This window comes from Catenulispora pinistramenti (assembly GCF_018274385.1).
Classification (GTDB): domain Bacteria; phylum Actinomycetota; class Actinomycetes; order Streptomycetales; family Catenulisporaceae; genus Catenulispora; species Catenulispora pinistramenti.
Genome location: NZ_JAAFYZ010000228.1, coordinates 1 through 17,514, shown reverse-complemented (window position 1 = coordinate 17,514; position 17,514 = coordinate 1). Strand labels below are relative to the sequence as shown.

The following is a 17,514-nucleotide window of genomic DNA, read 5'->3' as shown; positions in this document are numbered from 1 at the left end:
TCAGAGGTGTATAAGAGACAGCCCCCAACTGCCCCCAAGGGCAGCAACCAGTGTCCCCACGAGCCTGTCAAAACATCGGCACCCCGGTGTCTACTCGTACCCGAGGAGTGCCGACACGGCGCCGGCGACCCGTGGGGACTGGTGAGCGATGCACGCGAACGGCGAGAAGGCCGACGAGCGACGGACAGCGATACAGCGGGCTGCGGGTCCGGCGTCGCGACGATCCGGGGCGGCTGCGCAGCTGCTCGCGTTGCAGTCGTCGGTCGGCAATGCCGCGGTGGTGCAGTTGATGCGGGAGGCCGGTGATCCGTGGCTGGCCGAGCAGCATCAGCATGGTGCCGGCTGTGGGCACGGGGGGCAGCCGGAGGTTCAGCGCTCGTCTGTGCCTGACGTGCTGCGTGGCTCGGGCCGTCCGCTGGACAGTACGACTCGCGATGACATGCAGACCAAGATGGGTGCCGACTTCTCCGATGTGCGGGTGCATGATGATGCGGCCGCGCGGGCGTCGGCGGCTGAGATCGGGGCTCGCGCCTACACCTCCGGGAACCACATCGTGCTCGGTGCGGGTGGGGCGGACAAGCACACGTTGGCGCATGAGTTGACCCACGTCATCCAGCAGCGGCAGGGGCCGGTGGCCGGGACTGCCGACGGGTCCGGGCTGAAGGTGTCCGATCCGTCCGACCGGTTCGAGCGGCAGGCTGAGGCGAACGCGTCGCGGGTGATGAGCGGCGGGTCGTCGTTGTTGGCGGCGGCGCCGGTGCCGGCGGCGGGCGGTGTGCAGCGGGCTGCCGGGCCGCAGGCTGGTGCCGAGCGCGGCGGCGGGATCCAGCGCGCCCGCTACGCGCCCGGCGAGGAAGTGACGGCGCACCCCGGATTCTGTGTGATCCTCAACGCGAGCCTGAACGGTGTCCGGCTCGGCCACTACACCAGCGAGACGTCCACCTGGTCGCCGCGGGACCATGCCGAGGACCAGCTCTGCGACGAGATCGAGCGGGCGATCCTGTTCGCCAGCTCCGGCCACCTGAATGTGGCCACCATGGAGGCCGGGGGCGACGTCCTGGAGGCCATCAGCCGGCGCATGTACGAGGGGAAGAACAGCCACACGCTGCGCGTCACCCTGTCCGCGAGCCCGTGCTCCACCCGCCGGGGGACGACCACCAAGCACGAGGGTGAGGACGGCTGCGCGGAGCGGCTGATCTACCTGGCCAAGATGAAGTTCGGCCGGCACAAGGACCAGCGCATCAAAATCAAGATCAAGGCGCACCACCTGTACCGGCCCAGCCATCTGCGCGGCAGCGAGGCCAAGGCCGCGTCGCGGGCGGCGCTGAACGACATGCGCTCGGCCGGCATCGAGATCGACGTCGACTGATCCGGCGCTGGTCCTGTGGTGGTCCCACGCGGGCCCGGCCCCGCTCCCGCGCTGATCTGGCCGGGTGGTCCGGTGGCAACCCGCCGTCAGCGCACCCGACCACCAAGCCGTACACGTTCTAGACTCTGCGACGTGGACAAGACTTTGGACGATTCGCTGGTCGGGCAGGTCCTCGACGAGCGCTACCGGGTCGACTCCCTGATCGCTCGCGGGGGCATGGCAACGGTCTACCTGGCCACCGACCGGCGGCTCGACCGCGTGGTCGCGCTCAAGGTCATGCACCCGGAGCTGGCGCGGCACGAGGAGTTCGTGTCGCGCTTCATCCGGGAGGCGAAGACCGCCGCGCGCCTGACCCATCCGAACATCGTCGCGGTGTTCGACCAGAGCGCCGACGGCGGGCACGTGTATCTGGTCATGGAGTTCGTCGACGGCCAGACGCTGCGCGAGCTGCTGGGCGATCGCGGCCGCTTCACCCCGCGCGAGGCGCTGGAGGTGCTGGCGCCGGTGCTGTCGGCGCTGGGCGCCGCGCACCGGGGCGGCATGGTGCACCGGGACGTGAAGCCGGAGAACGTGCTGATCGGCAAGCAGGGCGCCTACGCGTACGCGGTGAAGGTCGCCGACTTCGGGCTGGCCCGCTCGGCAGCGGCCGGGGCGACGGTGTCGCTGGCCGGGATGATCGTCGGCACCGCCTCGTATCTGGCGCCCGAGCAGGTCAAATCCGGAGTCTGCGACGCCCGCTCGGACGTGTACTCCGCCGGGATCGTGCTCTACGAGATGCTGACCGGTGCCAAGCCGTTCGTCGCCGACTCCCCGATCCAGGTCGCCTACCGGCACGTCCACGACCAGGTGCCAGCCCCGTCGGGCAGCGTGCGCGGCCTGGACCCGGCGCTGGACGCGCTGGTCGCCCGGGCCACCGCCAAGGACCCGCAGGACCGGCCGGCGGACGCCAACGTCCTGCACGCCGAGGTGCTGCGCACCATCGGCAGCCTGCCGGACTCCGCGCTGGACTTCGGCGCACTCCCTCAGGACTCCGATCCGGACCACACCGCGACCGCGGAGTTCGCGGACATGTCCGGGCAGCGCCACTTCGCCCGGACCCGGATGATGCCGGCGCCGGAGGCCACCCGCGCCGTGCCGCCGCCCCCGCCGCTGCCGTCGAACCCGACCCGGATCGACCCGGCCGCGCGCGCCACCAAGCCCGGCGGCAAGCAGGTCTACAAGCCGCGCACCTCGCCGAACCAGCCGCGCCAGCTGATCCCGGCCGACCAGCCGTGGCGGCCGCGGCGCGGGCACTACGCGCTGGCCGTGATCGTCGTCATCGCGCTGATCCTGGGGATCGCGGCGTGGTGGGTGAGCAGCGGCCAGTTCCGCGCGATGCCCTCGGTGCTGCGGCAGACCCAGGACGCCGCGCTGGCCGAGCTGACCCGGGACGGGCTGCACCCGCAGGTGGTGCCCGACTACAGCGACAGCGTGCCGTCCGGGCACGTGATCGGCTCCTCCCCGGACCCGGCCGGCAAGGTGAAGAAGGGCGGCTCGGTGACGATCACCGTCTCCCGCGGCCCCCGGCCGGTCGCGGTGCCGGACGAGTCAGGTCAGAGCACTGATACGGCCACCCAGGCGCTGCGGCAGGCCGGGTTCCAGGTGGTGATCGCCCCGGATCAGGCCTTCTCCGAGACCGTGCCGCAGGGCTCGGTGGTGGCTGTCAACCCACAGTTCGCCCAACCCGGGGCCACCGTCACCCTCACGTTGTCCAAGGGCGCCCAGACTTTCCCGGTACCGAACGTGACCGGACTTTCTGAGGACGATGCCAAAGCCGCGCTGGCGGCGGCGGGGTTCGACAACGTAGAAGTCAATAAGTGGTTCTTCGGCGACACCGTTCACTCACAGCAGCCCGCGGCCGGCACGTATGCGCGGCACAAGGACCCTGTGGCGATTTTCGAGAATCCGCTGTCGTGAACGGAAGCAGGACGGGAGTGCGTGCGCCCTCCGCTTCGCCTTCCGGGAGGAAGACTTCAGCGATTCGGCCCGTTCAGGCCCGCAGGATGCCCATACTCGACAGTATCCGAGCGGTATCCGATCGGTGACGGAACGTCAGCGATGGTCAGCCGTCTGCCGGAAGGGTATGGGGATGAGTGGACGTGAGCCGGCTCCGGCGGCGACGGGGTGAACCGCCGGAGCGAGGGATGGCGGAGTGATCCGCCGGTTCAAGGCGGCGGGCTGAGCCGCCAGAGCGACGGCGCACGGTGGGCAGGTAACGAGAGGGCGGGAGCAGGCAGTGGATCGCACGGTGGCGGGACAAGCTGCCACTCCCTTTTCCGGCACACCAGGAGTCCCCGAACAGGGCTTGGCCGTGACGGGGGGTGACAAGCGCACTCCCCGGCACGCCGCGCCGCCGCACGACTGGCACGACACCGCCGACTCGGTGCGCCTGCGCCTGGCCCTGCTGAACCGGGCCAGCGAGGAGATCGGCACCACCCTGGATCTGGTGCGCACGGCCGAGGAACTGGTCGCCATCGCCATCCCGGACTTCGCCGACACCACGTGGGTCCTGCTCCAAGAGCGGGTCGCCACCCACCACGAGATCCCGGCGCCGTTCAAGGACGGCAGCGCCCGGGTGCGCCGCCTGGCCCTCGGCGTCTCGGACAAGGACCCGCTGCCGATCGAGTTCTGGTTGTCCACGCTGCCGATCGGCGAGACCGCGGTGTGCCCGCCGGCCTCCCCGTTCGCCCGCTGCATGGCCGAGCGGCGCTCCCTGTTCTTCCCGGTGGTCCCGGACGAGTTGGCCGGCCGCACCGCCGAGGACTTCGGCCGCCCCGACTTCTACCGGGCCATGGCCGGCCGCTCCCTGCTCATCAGCCCCCTGATGGCCCGCGGCCGGGTCCTGGGCCTGCTGGCCTTCAACCGCGACCCCGCCGAGCGCGCCGAGTTCTGCGGCCGGGACGTGGAACTCGCCGACAACCTGGCCCGGCGCACCGCGCTGTGTATCGACAACGCGCGCCTGTACAACCTGGAGAAATCCCAGGCGCTGACCCTGCAGAGTTCGTTACTGCCCAAACGCGTCCAACCGCCGCCCGGCATGGAGGTCGCGCACCGCTACCTGCCCGGCAGCGACGTGGCCGAGGTCGGCGGCGACTGGTTCGACGTCATCCCGCTGACCGGCGGCCGGGTGGCACTGGTGGTCGGCGACGTGATGGGGCACGGCATGCAGGCCGCCACGGTGATGGGCCAGCTCCGCACCGCGGTCCGCACCCTGGCCCGCCTGGAACTCCCCGTCACCGAGCTGATGGGGCACCTGGACGCCCTGCTCCCGGACATGGCCGACAGCTACCTGTTCGCCACGTGCATCATCGCGGTGCACGACCCCGCGGCCCGCACCTGCGAGATCGTGCGCGCCGGGCACGTGCCGCCGGTGATCGTCCACCCGGACCCGGCGGTGAAGCCACGGATCGAGGACGTCCCGGCGAACCGCCCGCTGGGACTGGGCTTCGTCTCGGACCCCTTCGAGTCCTGGACGCTGGACCTGCCGGAGGGCTCGCTGCTGGTGCTGTGCACCGACGGCCTGGTGGAGTCGAAGAACCGCGACATCGGAGACGGATTACAGCTGTTGCTGGACAACCTGGGCGACCCCGAGGCGGGCTTGGAAGAGATCTGCGACACCCTCACCCGCACCCTGGTCCTGGAAGGCGATCGCGACGACCTGGCCCTGCTGGTGGCGCGCATCGGCCGGGCACCGTCCCGCTCGGCGTCGTGGGAGCTGCCGGCCGAGACGTACGCGGTCCGCGAGGCCCGCCACTTCGTGCGCCAGCAGGTGGGCTCCTGGGGCCTGCCGGAGGACACGATCGAGACGGCGGAGCTGCTGGTCAGCGAACTGGCGACGAACGCGGTCCGGCACGCGGCGGGCCCCGGCCCGATCGAGATCCGGCTGTCGTATGACGAACGCCTCACCTGCGAGGTGGCAGACCAGGTCGGCGCGGAGCCCCGGCCGGCGGCGCTGCCGGACGACCTGGACGAGAGCGGGCGGGGGCTGTTCTTGGTGAGCGAGTTGTCGGCGGATTGGGGGTCGCGGCGGACTTCCACGGGGAAGGTTGTTTGGTTCGCATTGGAGGGCTTGGCTGTGGCGGCGGCAGTCTAGGAGCGGCGGTTGCCCGCCTCGCCTATAAGACCCTCTAGAGCCCTCTAGAGGGTTCTAAAACCCGCACTTCACCAGCAGCACCTCGGCCCGCTCCCGGTCGAGCTCCCGCACCAACTCCACCGAAGCGGCGAGCGCCTCGTGCACCACCCCGTACATGTTCGACGGATTCCAGTTGATCGACATCCCCTTGGGCTCGACCAGAAGGAACGGCAGCCCGTCCAGCGTCGGCAGCTCCGACGGCGAGGCGGAGCCGGGCATGATCACCGCGCCCGGCACGCTGAAGTTGAACCGCAGGTGGTCGTTCATGCGCTCGCGCCCGGGGTCGTCCTGCCCGAACTCCTCCTCGCCGAGATCGCGGTTGCGCGCGTAGCGCACCATGTCCGGGTCGACGGGCTCGGCGCCGAGATAGCCGGGGCCGGTGTGCCGCAACAGCGCGTCCTGGAGCAGCGCGTAGCAGTGGTAGAGCCGGTCGCGGACGCCGACCATGCGGAACTGGTACGCGCGGCGGTTCTTCGGGTCCAGCAGGAGCAGGTCCACGTCGTCGTGGAGGGTGAAGACCTCGCGCAGGAACCAGGGGACCAGGCCGGCCTCCTCCAGTCCGTCCAGCCGCGCCATCAGCTCCGGGCGGCCGCGCCAGCGCTTGCGGGTGCCGACCGAGCGGGACAGCATCGTCATCGTCGCCATGAACGTCAGCTGTCCGGCGGTGGTGACGATCCCGTCGGTCGCGATCCCGTCGTCGCGCCGGCGCTGCTCGGCGAGCGCGTCCAGCTGTTGGATGAACAGGTCCAAGGTGGCGTCGATCGCCGCGCCCGGGTCCGCGCCGCGCTCGACCAGCGTGCCGCACAGCAGCGCCAGGACGGCCGTGTGGAAGAGGTCCCCGCCCGGCATGAGGTTGCGCACGGACACGACGTTGGCGGTCAGCTCCGCGGGGTCCTGCGGCGCCATCATGTCCGAGACCTCCGCCCCGGCCGCCGACGGCAGGAGCAGCCCCTGGCCCTCGCGCAGAGCGTCGATCTCCTCCGCGGTCGTCCGGGCCCGAACGAACTCGGCCAACGCTTCCAGCACGGTTTTGTCCCCCAGCTTCGCATTCAGGTTCGAGCGGTCACTGTACCAAGACGCTGAGATGAGCTTTCTCGCCGATCGAATATAAATCCACTATTCGGCAACTTTATGAAACACTCGACGCGTGACCATCGAAGTCCCCGCTCCCGTCCCCGCCCCCGAATCAGCGCTGAGCCAGAGCCAGTACGCGGACGCCTACGCACTCTCGCGCCGATCCTCGCTCCTGGCAACCGGCGGGCTGCTGTTCACGACCGCGGTGTGGGGCACGACGTTCCTGGTCGTGAAGGACGCCATCGCCTCGGTGCCGGTCCTGGACTTCCTCGGGCTGCGGTTCGCGGTGGCGTGCGCGGCGATGCTCGCGGTGCGGCCGAAGACGCTGGCCGGGTTGGGACGCGGCGGTTGGCGGCACGGCGTGCTGCTCGGGTTGGTACTGGCGGCCGGGTACGCGGCGCAGACCTTCGGCCTGCAGACCGCCTCGGCGTCGGTCTCAGGCTTCGTCACCGGCCTGTTCGTGGTCTTCACGCCGCTGATCGCCGCCGTGGTACTGCGCCGCCGGGTGCCGTCAGCGGTGTGGGCGGCGGTGGTGCTGGCCACCGTCGGACTCGGGCTGATCTCGCTGCACGGCCTGTCGATCGGCCGCGGCGAGCTGCTGACGGTGGTCGGCGCGTTCTTCTTCGCCGTGCACATCGTGGGCCTCGGCGAGTGGTCGCACCGCAACGACGCCTACGCGCTGGCCGTGGTGCAGATCGGGACGGTCGCGGCGGTGTCGCTGCTGCTGGCGGTGGCCGGGAACGGGCTCGGGCTCGGGTACGGGTACGGGTACGGCCATGGGCATGGGCATGGGAACGGGCTCGGACATCACCTGCTCACGCTGCCGTCGAGCGCGGCGGGGTGGGCGTCGATCGCGGTGACGGCGCTGCTCGGGACGGCGGCCGGCTTCTTCCTCCAGACCTGGTCGCAGGCCCGCATGCCCGCGACGCGCGCCGCCGTGGTGCTGACCATGGAGCCGGTGTTCGCCGGCGTGACCGGCGTGCTGGCCGGCGAGACCCTGGCGGTGCGCGGCTGGATCGGGGCGGCGCTGGTGCTGGCGGCGATGTATTCGGTGGAGCTGGGCGGGCGGCGGCGCTAGCTCGGCGCGCCGATCACCCGCCGACCGACTGCTCGGCCCGGGCGATCTCCTCGTCGTACTCCCCCGCGTCGAACCGGAACTCCGGCAGCACCGGCGCGGGCCCTTTCAGGTCCCGCCAGCGGCCCCACACCACCTGCTCGCCGTCCAGGCTGATCGTCACGCACAGTGCCCCGCAGCAGTCCGGCGCGCAGTCCGCCTCGGCGAGCACCACCTCGCGCGGCTCGGTGTCGGCGCGCAGTTCGCCGTTCGGCCGCAGGAGTACTTCGGGGGGCAGGCCCGGGCCGGAGACGAAGGCCTCGCGGATTATGTCGCGGCCGTCGATCATCGGGCGGACGGCCGCCTCGACGCCCCAATGTTCTGATCCGCCGACCTCGATCCGGATCCTGCTGAGCCCCGTCGCCATCCCCTGATTCTGACACTCCGGCGCGGTTGGCGCGCGCACATCGCAGTGTCCGAAATCCGCTGACGCGCCGGTGCGGGACGCAGGAGGGCCGGGGCCCGCGACGACGGCGGACGCCGCGATCCGGCTTCGAACACGGAATCGGCGGCTGACGTGGAACCGTCAGCCGCCGGTCGCGCTAAGGAGCAGTCATACCAAGGAGCGGTCGTGCCAAGAGGTCGCGGGAGCGGTCCGAACAGCGGCCCGAACCCGGATCAGTCCTCGGAGTCGCCGGAGTCCCCGTCGTCGTCCGAATCGTCGTCATCGCCCTGCCCGACCGAGTCCACCTCGACCTCGAGCCCCAGCCGCTCGGCCAGCCAGCTGTGGAAGCCGATCGAGGCCTGCACCCAGTTCATGACGCTGCCCACGAAGAAGTCGACGTTCACGCCCTGCGGCACGACCATCTGCGACTCGCCGACCAGGCGCAGCACACCCTCCTCGTTGGTGTGCGTGTACACCTTCGGCCACAGCGAGTCCCGGTTCCACTCGTCGATGACGTCGAGCAGCTCCTGCTTCTCCTCCAGCGGGTAGGCCCGCTCGTAGAACGCCCGGATCGCGAACAGCTCCTTGGCCTCGCCGCGGAACATCGCGTAGAGGCGGAAGCCCGGCCAGGAGGCGACGGTGTCGCCCTCGTCATCCGTGCCGTACTTGATCCCGACCTGCTCGAACAGGTCACCGATCAGCTTGGCGTCCGGCTTGATGATCGGCGGCGGCCCCTGCGGCGGCTGCTGCGGGCCGAAGTTCGGGATGGCTCCCGGGTCGATGGTCATGCGTTGTCCTCAGCGGCAGATTCAGAAGTTGGCCCTTCCATCCTGTCATCACCCGGGCGTGAGGCTGTACTCGTGGGGCGGGACATCGGATGCCGGAACACACAGTAGGGCCTCACTCCGACTCCGCGCCGCCGGCCTCAGCACCGCCGACCTCAGCGCCCAACCCCGACCCGGCGAACAAGTACTCCACCAACTTCGCCAGCGCCGGCAGCGCCGCGGCCACCGCCTCCTGCTCGGGCCCCTCCAGCCGGTCCAGCGCGGCGCCGATGCGCCGCTGGTGCGCGGCCTGCCAGTCGGCGAGCTGGTCGCGGCCGGCTTCGGTCAGCTCCACCACGGCGACCCGGCGGTCGTCGGCGTGCGTACCGCGCACCACCAGGCCGGCGGTCATCAGCTGGCCGATCAGGCCGCTGACCGTGGAGGTGGACAGGCGCTGGCGCGCCGCGAGGTCGCCGACCCGGGCCGGGGACCGGTCGCTGAGCGCCTGCATCAGCTCGATCTGCGCCATCGGCAGCGCTTCCCACGGGTACTCCGTGCGGATCGACGTGCGCAGCGCGCGCCGCAGCCGCGTCACCACGTCGGTGAGCTGCTGCGCCGTCGCGTCGGGGGTGGTGGGCGGAGGGGGCGGGGTCTGCGGCACCGGCGTTGGCATGTCCGCACCTTAGAAGACGAGAGCCCGGTTGCGCCCGCCCCTCCGCGCGGTTGAGACACAGTGTCGGCGCTCCGAATATTTCGGTGTCCGAAACTTTCGGAGTACGCTGGAACTTGTGAACGTCCTCCTCCGCGAGCGCCCACGCCCCGAACGCATACGCACCCTGCCCACGGCCTGGCGGCTGGCCATCCTGACGGTCTGCTTCGGCGCCTTCATGGGCCAGCTCGACGCCTCGATAACCACCCTCGCCTACCCGGCCCTGCGCACCGAGTTCCACGCGTCCCTGTCCGCGGTCTCCTGGGTCTCGCTGTCCTACCTGCTGACGCTCACCCTGCTGCTGGTCCCGACCGGCCGGCTGTCCGACGCCCTGGGCCGCAAGCTCTTCTACATCTACGGCTTCGGCGTCTTCACCGCCGCGTCCGCCGCCTGCGCCCTGGCCCCGAGCCTGGACACCCTCATCGCCTTCCGCGTGGTCCAGGCCCTGGGCGCCGCGATGCTCCAGGCCAACAGCATCGCGTTGATCTCCAACGCCGCCCCGCGCGCGAAGCTGCGCCAGGCCCTCGGTATCCAGGCCGCGGCGCAGGCCCTGGGCCTGGGCCTGGGCCCGGCGGTCGGCGGACTGCTCGTCGACACCCTCGGCTGGCGCTGGGTGTTCGGGGTGAACGTCCCGGTCGGCGTGGTGGCGCTGATCGGCGGTGTCTACCTGCTCCCCCGCACCCGTGAGCGCAACCCGGGGTTCCGGCCGGACCTGGCCCCGCTGAAGAAGCACGAGGTGCGCTGGGGCCTGCTCGGCGCTGCGGGCGGCTACCTGGTGCTGTTCGGCCCGCTGGTCCTGGTCCCGGTGATCATGGCGGCCCGCGGCAGCAGCGCGCTGTCCTCCGGGCTGGTGCTGACCACGCTGCCGGTCGGCTTCGCGATCGGCGCCTCGTTCCTGAAGTGCCGGGCGCAGATCGGGCTGGGCCTGGCGGTCGCGGCCCTGGCCGGGCTGCTGGTGCTGCCGTTCGAGCCGGCCGTGCTGGTGCCGCTGCTCGGCGTCCTGGGCCTGGGGCTGGGCGCCTACGCCCCGGCGAACAACGCACAGGTGATGGGAGCGGTGCCCCAGAAGGAGTCCGGAGTCGTCAGCGGACTGCTGAACACCGCACGCAGCCTCGGTACCTCTGGCGGAGTGTTTCTGGTGACCACCGCTATAGCGTTCGCGCACCACGACAGCGGACGCGGATCCCGCTATGCGTTCGGCGGCCTATTGGCCGTCTGTCTGCTCACCCTCGCCGTGGCGGTACGTCCGAGCCCGCACCCGGTCCCGGACGAACTCGTCGACGAGCCGCCAGCCCCACTCGGCCCGCAGGTCGGGCCGCTTGTGCGGGGTCACGATCAGCAGCGCGTCGGAGACCTGGGCCAGCTGCCACGCCAGCAGCGGAAGACGCGACGCGTCGGCCAGGTGAAGCGCGAAACTGCACACCGTCAGTGAGTAGTGGCGGCCGGCCAGGGCGCCGCCGGCCACGTCCTCGAAGCTCAGCTCCTCTGCAGAGCTCCCTATAGCGGCGCTATAAGCGGCGGCCGTATAGGGATCCGCTCCGTCAACCTGCTCCGCACCCAACTCCAGGAGCGCGCGCGTCGCCTCTCCGCTGCCACACGCCAGGTCCAACACGTGGTGCAGCTCTAGAGAGTTCCGCTCCACGCTCTCCTGAATGACGGCGCGTACCGCGGTCTCATGGGGATTGCGGTACGCGGCCCCGAAGCGCTTGTAATACTCCTCCGCTCCGTACTCTTCATAGGCGCCGCGGATGGAGGAAGACATACCCCCAGCCTAAAACGCGGTCAGCCTAAGTCGCGCAGCTCCTTGGCCGCTCGTGCCACCTCCCCAAGCACGTGCGGGGTGAACTCGAAGACCGCCTGGTCGCCCTTGAACGGGACGTCCGGCGACCACGTGAAGCGCAACTCATAGCCGCTGCGTTGACGTCCCCCCATGCGCGCCAGGGCCGCGCAGACCTCCTTGGCGAGCGTCGGGCGGGTCGCGCGGTAGCCGTTCACGATCGGGAAGTACGCCTGCGATTCGTGATCCCCTATAGCCGCGCGGAAGGCACCCAGGACCCCCTCGTACATGGTCCGCGTCACCTTCCGCTCCACCGGCTCCCCGATGTCCGGGGTGAGGACGGTCCGGATCGTGAGGACCGGCACTCCGGTGCGTGAGGTGCCGACCTCGGCCCCGCGCACGAAGTTCCAGGCGTGCTTGGTGTCCACAGCGCGCGCCGCGGCCAGCGCCAGATCCCGCAAGCCGGTCATGGCCGGCGCCAGACCGGCCAGGGAGAACTCGTTGAGACGCACGTAGAGGACGTCCGCCCACCGCAGGTCCAGATCGCCGAGCACCGAGTCCGCGTCCCGCTGCTCAGCGTTCGCGACGGTCTCCAGCAGGTCGGTCATACGCAGCGGATAGTCGCGCAGCCGCTGGTCCAGCGGCACCAGCACCTCGTAGGGGTGGGGGTTCGCGACCCCCGGCGGCGGGTCCAGTTCCCAGATCTGGCCGCGCCCGTAGTCGCGGCCTCTGCGCCAGCCCGTCGCTGCCAAATAGCGGAGTACGTCATCCGGCCGGAGCCTTGCGGCCCGGCCGGATGCGGAAGTGGGAGCGGTCATGACGTGAGCATCTCCCGGAACTCATCGCCGAACAGCCCGTGGAGGGCCCTGATAGTAAGCAGATTCTCACGCGGGACGCGTACTGTATACGTACTTGACCGGTTTCTTCCGGGCAACGGGAGCGCGTCGTGGAAACACGCCCAATACGCGGCGTGCCGAAGGATTAGCCGGTCCGCGGTGATGTCCGTCCACGCCGAGGAAGCCCGCGGGACCACCACCAGGAACAGGAACCTGGGCACCAGGTAGTCACGGCCGGCGAGCCAGTTGAAGTTCTTGACCTCCAGCGGATAACGCCAGGCGACGTCGTTTCCGCGCGGGTCGGACCAGGACTTCACCTGGGCGTCTATCAGGGGGAACCCGCGGCGTCCGTCCGCGGCGGGGTAGCGCAGCGTCCAGTCCACCCCGACCCGGTCTCGGTCGGAGCGCAGGGCGTCTAGGTTGGCCGCGGCGGCCAGGGCTCTGATGAAGGTCTCACCGAAGTCGCCCTGGTGTCCGGAGTCGCCGAGGATCAGGGGGCGTCCGGCGCCCCCGGTCTTGTTCTCGTTGGCCTGGAACCCTTGGTCGATCGTCCCCGTCATGGTTTCCCTTATACGCACTCTCATGGGGGTTATCGGGTCCTGATACAAGAGTAACCTGGACTATCCGTCATCGGTAGGTCACTTACCGTTGACTCCGGGTGAACATCTAAAGTGATCCACGTGAGCAGCATGTTCGGGAAACGCTTCGGTCTCGCCTCCGCGACCGCCGCAGCTGTCGTGGTCGCCGTCACCGGGTGTTCTTCGGGTGGTTCGCGGTCTGCCGCGGACGCCGTGGCGGGTGGCAAGGGAGTCTCTTCCAGCGCCGGGAAGCCGGGGAGTCCGCCGTCCGGCGGCGCCTCGCCCTCGTCTTCGGCCGCCGGTTCGCCGGGCGGCTCGGCTGAATCCTCTGCTTCCTCAACGCCGGGGGCGAATTCGCCGTCCTCGCCGTCCTCGTCCGCGACGCACCACGTGCCGGTCGCGCCGGGCTCGTCCGCAAACGGGCCGGCCACGAAGCTGCCGCCGTACCTCGACTCCGAGCCGGTCGGGGACGCACCGGCCTGGCGGACGACCTCGGCGGGAGTGGAACTGGCCGGGGACGGCTCGGCGTTCGCCGCCCGCTTCGACCCCGCGGCCGTGCGCTTCGCGCTGCACGCCGGCTCGCAGGTCCCCGGCGGGTCCGGGTGGCCGGGCGGGAATGCCGCGAGCGCGAGCGGGCTGGTCGCCGGGTGGAACGGTGGGTTCCTCATGGCCAATGACGCTTCCTGGGGTGGGTTCTACCTAGGCGGACGCACGGCATATGGATCGCTGCGTACCGGTACCGCGTCCGAGGTCTTCTATAAGGACGGCTCCATGGACGTCCTGGCGTGGCCCGGCGGACTGCCCAGCTCCGATGTCCTCGGGGTGCGGCAGAACCTGGCCCTGATGATCAACGACGGCAAACTCGCGGCGAATCTCAACAACGGCACCTCGGCGGACGAGCGGACGTGGGGCTTCACCAACAACTCCTCGGACGTGCACGGCAACCGCTCGGGGATCGGGGTGACGGCCGACGGCAGGGTGCTCTACGCGGCCGTGCACGGGGCGTCACCCTTGCAACTCGCGCAGTATCTCCAGCGGGCCGGCGCGGTGCGCGCCATGGAGTTGGACATCAACTTCTCGCGACCGATCTTCGGGACGTACGCGACCGGACGGTGGACGCAGCCCGCGTCGTGGCTCGGGCCGGCGGAACGCTTCACGTCCGGGAACGAGCGGGACTTCGTTGTCGTCTACGCGCGGTGAGTTCTGATCTGGATCTGTAGTAACCGCCTGCACTGACCGCCTGCAATGTCCGCCACGGGGCAGATGCCCAATAGCCGCAGGATTACTCCTATTGAGGGATATCGGCGGGGTCAGAAGACTGCGGCGGCGGCAAGTTCACGCTGCCAGCCCTCGGTCGCGGCGTCGGGCATCGCCTCGAACGGCTCCAGCTGACCGGTCTTCCACGTCCCCACGACCCGGCCGTCGGCCAGCATGGTCTGCGCGATCATCCCGCCGCCGGCGTTGACGCGCTTGGCGAAGGCGTGGTCGAGGATCAGCTCGCGGAAGCGGTGGCCTAGGAGGTAGGGGTCGAAGCGGGCCAGGAGGCGGTAGCGGTAGGGGTGTTCGGGCGGCATGGGTTCGGTGCCACGCGGCAGGAGTAGGCGCAGGCCTTCGTGGTCGACTTCCTCAAGACCGTCGCGGATGAGCGCGACGGCTGCCTTCCCGTCGGCGGCGGACAGGCCGGACCATGCGACGAAGTCGGCGGTGGTCGCGGGAGCGTAGGCGGCGAAGTAGCGGGTGGCCAGGCGGGCCAGGGCGGTTTCGCGGTCGGGTGCGGCTGGCGCGTGCGCCGACCGATCGTGCGCCGACCGATCGTGCGCCGGCCAGTCGTGCGCCAACCAGTCGTCGAGCAGCACGTAGGTGGGCTCGTCGCGGGCCGCGTCGGGGGCACGGCAGATCAGACCGCTGTGCGCCGCGAACCCGAGCAGGTGCGGCGGCTGTTGACTCTTCAGATCAATGGCAATGCCGTACCCGGCCAACTCGGCAACGATCTCGGCCCGAGTCAGGGCCCTGCCACCGCCGAGGATCTTCGCCAGCGCCGCCATCGCGCGCCCACAGAGCTCGTCGGTGAGCCCCAGCTGATCCCGCCTGCGCCGATCCGCGCGCAGATTCACCGGCCCGAGCACGGCGAGGAAGGGGCGCAGGTCTTCGGCGGCGACCATATGGATCGTCCCGCGCATGAGCCAGGTGCGGACCACCACGGCCCCGGCCACTGCCGCGTCGACATCCGCCGCCCGCAGCCCCCGCGTCCGCGACCAGACCTGAAGCCGCGCCGGGCCCGACGCCTGCGCCTGGATCGCCGCCGCGCCCCGCACCGCCTCGGCCACGGTCGGGGTCGCGACGGTCGGACTCGCCACATGTGGACTCGCCACAGTCGGACTCGCCTCGCCCGCCAGGCCCTGCGCGCGGAGCCGCAGCCACCGCACTTCGTCCGCGCTCAAGGTCCGCATGGCCCGAAACTACGTCGCCGCGCCCACATGCACACCCCGCGGGCAGCGCGGGGCCGGCTGCGCGGGACGCGGGGCGTGGGGCTAGCGTCGGCGACGCAGGAGCGACGCGACCGCCAAGCCGGTGCCCAGGCCGATCAGCGCGCTGACGGACGTGAGCCGCGCGGGTGACGGTCCCGCGGCCGGGCCGGCAGGAGCACTGGCGATAGCGGAGCGAGTGGGCGGCCCGGCCGCGACCGCACGACCGTGCTCCTCGCCCACGATGGCCAGGAAGCGACGCCCGCGACGGCTTCCGGACGAACTGGCGATCCAAGAGGTGTGAGACCTGCTCCAATAGAGCCGCCCAGCCTCTCCGGTGAACATCCCGGCGAGCATGTCCCGTAGCAGGCTCTCGCCAATCGTCCCGATCTCGAAGCCCATCCACGCGTAGTTCATCATGAGATCGGCATAGACATGCCGCTTCCGCTCATGAGGATCGGCGATGTCCGTGTCGCCCCAAACAGGCTGGAACAGCGGCATATCGTCAAGTTCCAGGCGGACCAGTTCGAGGTAGTAGCTGCGAATCCCCTGGACCTGATCCGCCCTGGCCTGCCGGTTCTGGACGATCAGCGAGGCGGCGACGCCGGTCAAGGCCAGTGCCGAAACGATTGCCGACGTGAAGCCGTACGCCGCGCCGATCTGGCTCAGCTTGTTCCAATCCGCGCCCTTGGAGCCGGAGACCGCCTCCAAGGCGAACGGCGACAAGAGCACCGCGGCCAGCACCCCCGTCGCGACCGCGACGACTCCCAGAACTGCCCCCAGCCGCCGAGCCGCCGGCATTGCAGCGGCGGTCCGATGACGAGATATCAGATTGATCACCCCCCGATACGCGCCGGTCCCGGTGACCAGGCCGAGCCGGCGGCAGCCTACCGACAATGCAGCGTGTCAGGGCCCGTGGACGGCGTCTACCGACGCTGTTCAGGCGACCTGCGGTCAGGTCCCTTCAGTGATCCGCCGGTTCCTGGATGGCACCCGGGTCGCCCGACCCGCACCAGAGAACACGACAGAACACGACACCCCGTGCGCGGATGAGGCCGTCGGACTGATGGCCGCGCTGGAGCCGGCCGCCACCGAGGGCACGCCGTGTCGCGACCCGCGCGCCATCACCCTCAAGCCACCACCTCAAGCCGCCGCCCTCAACCCACCGCCACAGCCGCGCCCCGCGCCGCCGCCTTCCCGGGCCGCCCGCCCCCAGCCGCCTTGTACTCCGCCGTCAGCCGGGTCGCGGCGTCCTCCGGCAGCCGCCGCACCGCCTCGCGGAACGTCACGCCGGACAGCCGGTCCAGGCGCGTGGTGACCCAGGCCGCGACCCAGGTCGGGTCCTTGTACGCGATCTCGCGCAGCACCCAGCCGATCGCCTTGCGGATGAAGAACTCGCGCTCGTCGACCATCGGGTCCGCGTAGCGGGTGAAGCGGACCAGGTCCGGCTTGCCTTCGCGGATCGCGGGGATCAGGGCGAGCAGGGAGGCGCGGCGGAGCCAGAAGTCGCCGTCGTCGGCCCACAGGTCCAGGGTGCGGGAGGTGCCTTCGCGGTCGCGCAGGACGATCTTGCCCGCGACGTCGCCGGACAGCGGGTCGACCAGGGACCACATCGGGGCGTCGCGGAGCATCAGGGTCAGGTCCTGCAGGTCGTCCGCGGTCAGCAGGCGGACACCCTGGGCCAGGACGAAGACCGCGGCCAGCCGGCGCTCGTAGATGTCGGTGTCCCACAGGGCCGCGGCCAGGCCGTGGACGTCGCCGTGGGTCGCGCGCCGGCCGCCGATCTCCTTGTACATGCCCTTCACCAGCTTGCGGAGGTCCGGGACCGGGACCCCCATGTGCGCGAACTCACTCTTGTGGTACTGCTGGTCGTAGGTCGCGCGGGCGGCGGTGCCGAGGCCGTCCAGGTCGTGGTCGAACCCGGACACGAGGGCGGGGATCGGGGTGGTCGTCGCATCTGTCACGCGGTGAGCCTAACGATCGCCGGCCATGATCCGGCGCCATCCGCTGCGCCGTTCGGGCAGGATGGACGATCAGTGTTCACCGTCAGGAGGGACGACCATGCGGATCAGGACGCTGTCCGGCGCGGCCGCGAAGGCCACGGCGATCACCGCGATCACGGCGGCGCTGGCGGCCGGGCTGGCCGGGTGCGGCAGCTCGAAGGGGCACGGCGCCGCCGCCCCGGCGGCGAGCGCTGGGAGCGCCGCCAGCGCGACGCCGTCCACCCCGGCGACCCCGGCGACCTCTGCCGGCACCCCGGCCCCCTCCGGCG

At 70.7% G+C, this 17,514-nt stretch carries 15 protein-coding genes and 1 pseudogene; 6 read left to right on the top strand and 10 right to left on the bottom strand.

What is annotated here, in order from left to right; genetic code table 11:
• The first annotated feature begins 439 nt into the window (after positions 1 to 439).
• The 3 genes from KGQ19_RS53535 to KGQ19_RS40035 all read left to right on the top strand — a co-directional run bounded on the left by KGQ19_RS53535 (position 440) and on the right by KGQ19_RS40035 (position 5,501).
• Positions 440 to 1,369, top strand: a complete 930-nt coding sequence (locus KGQ19_RS53535; RefSeq protein ID WP_212019248.1) for an eCIS core domain-containing protein — start codon at positions 440 to 442, stop codon at positions 1,367 to 1,369.
• Between the two features lie 132 nt (positions 1,370 to 1,501).
• A complete protein-coding gene (gene pknB / locus KGQ19_RS40040; protein WP_212019246.1) occupies positions 1,502 to 3,325 on the top strand; it encodes a Stk1 family PASTA domain-containing Ser/Thr kinase in 1,824 nt (607 codons plus the stop codon).
• Between the two features lie 394 nt (positions 3,326 to 3,719).
• Positions 3,720 to 5,501 carry an ATP-binding SpoIIE family protein phosphatase gene (locus KGQ19_RS40035; protein WP_212019244.1) on the top strand — a complete coding sequence of 594 codons (1,782 nt, stop codon included), beginning with the start codon at positions 3,720 to 3,722 and terminating at the stop codon, positions 5,499 to 5,501.
• 54 nt (positions 5,502 to 5,555) lie between these two features.
• Here KGQ19_RS40035 and KGQ19_RS40030 read toward each other — a convergent pair whose 3' ends face one another.
• Positions 5,556 to 6,566 (bottom strand): hypothetical protein, encoded by a 1,011-nt coding sequence (locus KGQ19_RS40030; protein WP_212019242.1) that lies wholly within the window; start codon positions 6,564 to 6,566, stop codon positions 5,556 to 5,558.
• 121 nt (positions 6,567 to 6,687) lie between these two features.
• Between KGQ19_RS40030 and KGQ19_RS40025 the strand changes: the two genes are divergently transcribed.
• Positions 6,688 to 7,692, top strand: coding sequence for a DMT family transporter (locus tag KGQ19_RS40025; protein ID WP_307856655.1), 1,005 nt, complete (start codon positions 6,688 to 6,690; stop codon positions 7,690 to 7,692).
• Positions 7,693 to 7,705: 13 nt separating this feature from the next.
• On the opposite strand, the gene KGQ19_RS40020 is transcribed toward KGQ19_RS40025, so the two are convergent.
• From KGQ19_RS40020 to KGQ19_RS40010, 3 genes are all read right to left on the bottom strand, one after another.
• Positions 7,706 to 8,095, bottom strand: coding sequence for a hypothetical protein (locus tag KGQ19_RS40020; RefSeq protein WP_212019240.1), 390 nt, complete (start codon positions 8,093 to 8,095; stop codon positions 7,706 to 7,708).
• 251 nt (positions 8,096 to 8,346) lie between these two features.
• Complete coding sequence (locus KGQ19_RS40015; protein ID WP_212019238.1) at positions 8,347 to 8,901, bottom strand: type III secretion system chaperone family protein; 555 nt, start codon at positions 8,899 to 8,901, stop codon at positions 8,347 to 8,349.
• 112 nt (positions 8,902 to 9,013) lie between these two features.
• Entirely contained in the window at positions 9,014 to 9,550 is a 537-nt protein-coding gene (locus KGQ19_RS40010) for a MarR family winged helix-turn-helix transcriptional regulator (RefSeq protein WP_212019236.1), read from the bottom strand.
• A 115-nt stretch (positions 9,551 to 9,665) separates the two neighbouring features.
• Here KGQ19_RS40010 and KGQ19_RS40005 point away from each other — a divergent pair, with 115 nt between their 5' ends.
• Positions 9,666 to 11,018: an MFS transporter gene (locus tag KGQ19_RS40005; protein ID WP_212019233.1), complete on the top strand. Its 1,353-nt coding sequence runs from the start codon at positions 9,666 to 9,668 to the stop codon at positions 11,016 to 11,018.
• 350 nt (positions 11,019 to 11,368) lie between these two features.
• Here the strand turns inward: KGQ19_RS40005 and KGQ19_RS40000 are convergent, their stop codons facing one another.
• Entirely contained in the window at positions 11,369 to 12,181 is an 813-nt protein-coding gene (locus KGQ19_RS40000) for a hypothetical protein (RefSeq protein ID WP_212019231.1), read from the bottom strand.
• Positions 12,178 to 12,759, bottom strand: a complete 582-nt coding sequence (locus KGQ19_RS39995; protein WP_212019229.1) for a DUF4365 domain-containing protein — start codon at positions 12,757 to 12,759, stop codon at positions 12,178 to 12,180. Before KGQ19_RS39995 ends, KGQ19_RS40000 begins: the two co-directional genes overlap by 4 nt.
• A 129-nt stretch (positions 12,760 to 12,888) precedes the next feature.
• Between KGQ19_RS39995 and KGQ19_RS39990 the strand changes: the two genes are divergently transcribed.
• Positions 12,889 to 13,977, top strand: coding sequence for a phosphodiester glycosidase family protein (locus KGQ19_RS39990; protein WP_230420178.1), 1,089 nt, complete (start codon positions 12,889 to 12,891; stop codon positions 13,975 to 13,977).
• A gap of 110 nt (positions 13,978 to 14,087) precedes the next feature.
• Here the strand turns inward: KGQ19_RS39990 and KGQ19_RS39985 are convergent, their stop codons facing one another.
• The 4 genes and pseudogenes from KGQ19_RS39985 to KGQ19_RS39970 form a co-directional block, all read right to left on the bottom strand.
• Complete coding sequence (locus KGQ19_RS39985; RefSeq protein ID WP_212019225.1) at positions 14,088 to 15,227, bottom strand: winged helix DNA-binding domain-containing protein; 1,140 nt, start codon at positions 15,225 to 15,227, stop codon at positions 14,088 to 14,090.
• A gap of 81 nt (positions 15,228 to 15,308) precedes the next feature.
• Entirely contained in the window at positions 15,309 to 16,082 is a 774-nt protein-coding gene (locus tag KGQ19_RS39980) for a DUF6082 family protein (protein ID WP_212019223.1), read from the bottom strand.
• 317 nt (positions 16,083 to 16,399) lie between these two features.
• A complete protein-coding gene (locus KGQ19_RS39975) occupies positions 16,400 to 17,206 on the bottom strand; it encodes a DNA alkylation repair protein (protein ID WP_212019221.1) in 807 nt (268 codons plus the stop codon).
• Positions 17,207 to 17,275: 69 nt separating this feature from the next.
• Positions 17,276 to 17,514, bottom strand: a pseudogene (locus KGQ19_RS39970) (2-oxoglutarate dehydrogenase, E2 component, dihydrolipoamide succinyltransferase); the annotation flags it as partial.

Coding starts and splice junctions, on each gene's coding strand:
- KGQ19_RS53535 (WP_212019248.1), top strand. CDS start 440: ATGCAGACCAAGATGGGTGCCGACTTCTCCGATGTGCGGGTGCATGAT.
- KGQ19_RS40020 (WP_212019240.1), bottom strand. CDS start 8,095: ATGGCGACGGGGCTCAGCAGGATCCGGATCGAGGTCGGCGGATCAGAA.
- KGQ19_RS40015 (WP_212019238.1), bottom strand. CDS start 8,901: ATGACCATCGACCCGGGAGCCATCCCGAACTTCGGCCCGCAGCAGCCG.
- KGQ19_RS40010 (WP_212019236.1), bottom strand. CDS start 9,550: ATGCCAACGCCGGTGCCGCAGACCCCGCCCCCTCCGCCCACCACCCCC.
- KGQ19_RS40000 (WP_212019231.1), bottom strand. CDS start 12,181: ATGACCGCTCCCACTTCCGCATCCGGCCGGGCCGCAAGGCTCCGGCCG.
- KGQ19_RS39995 (WP_212019229.1), bottom strand. CDS start 12,759: ATGACGGGGACGATCGACCAAGGGTTCCAGGCCAACGAGAACAAGACC.
- KGQ19_RS39990 (WP_230420178.1), top strand. CDS start 12,889: ATGTTCGGGAAACGCTTCGGTCTCGCCTCCGCGACCGCCGCAGCTGTC.
- KGQ19_RS39985 (WP_212019225.1), bottom strand. CDS start 15,227: ATGCGGACCTTGAGCGCGGACGAAGTGCGGTGGCTGCGGCTCCGCGCG.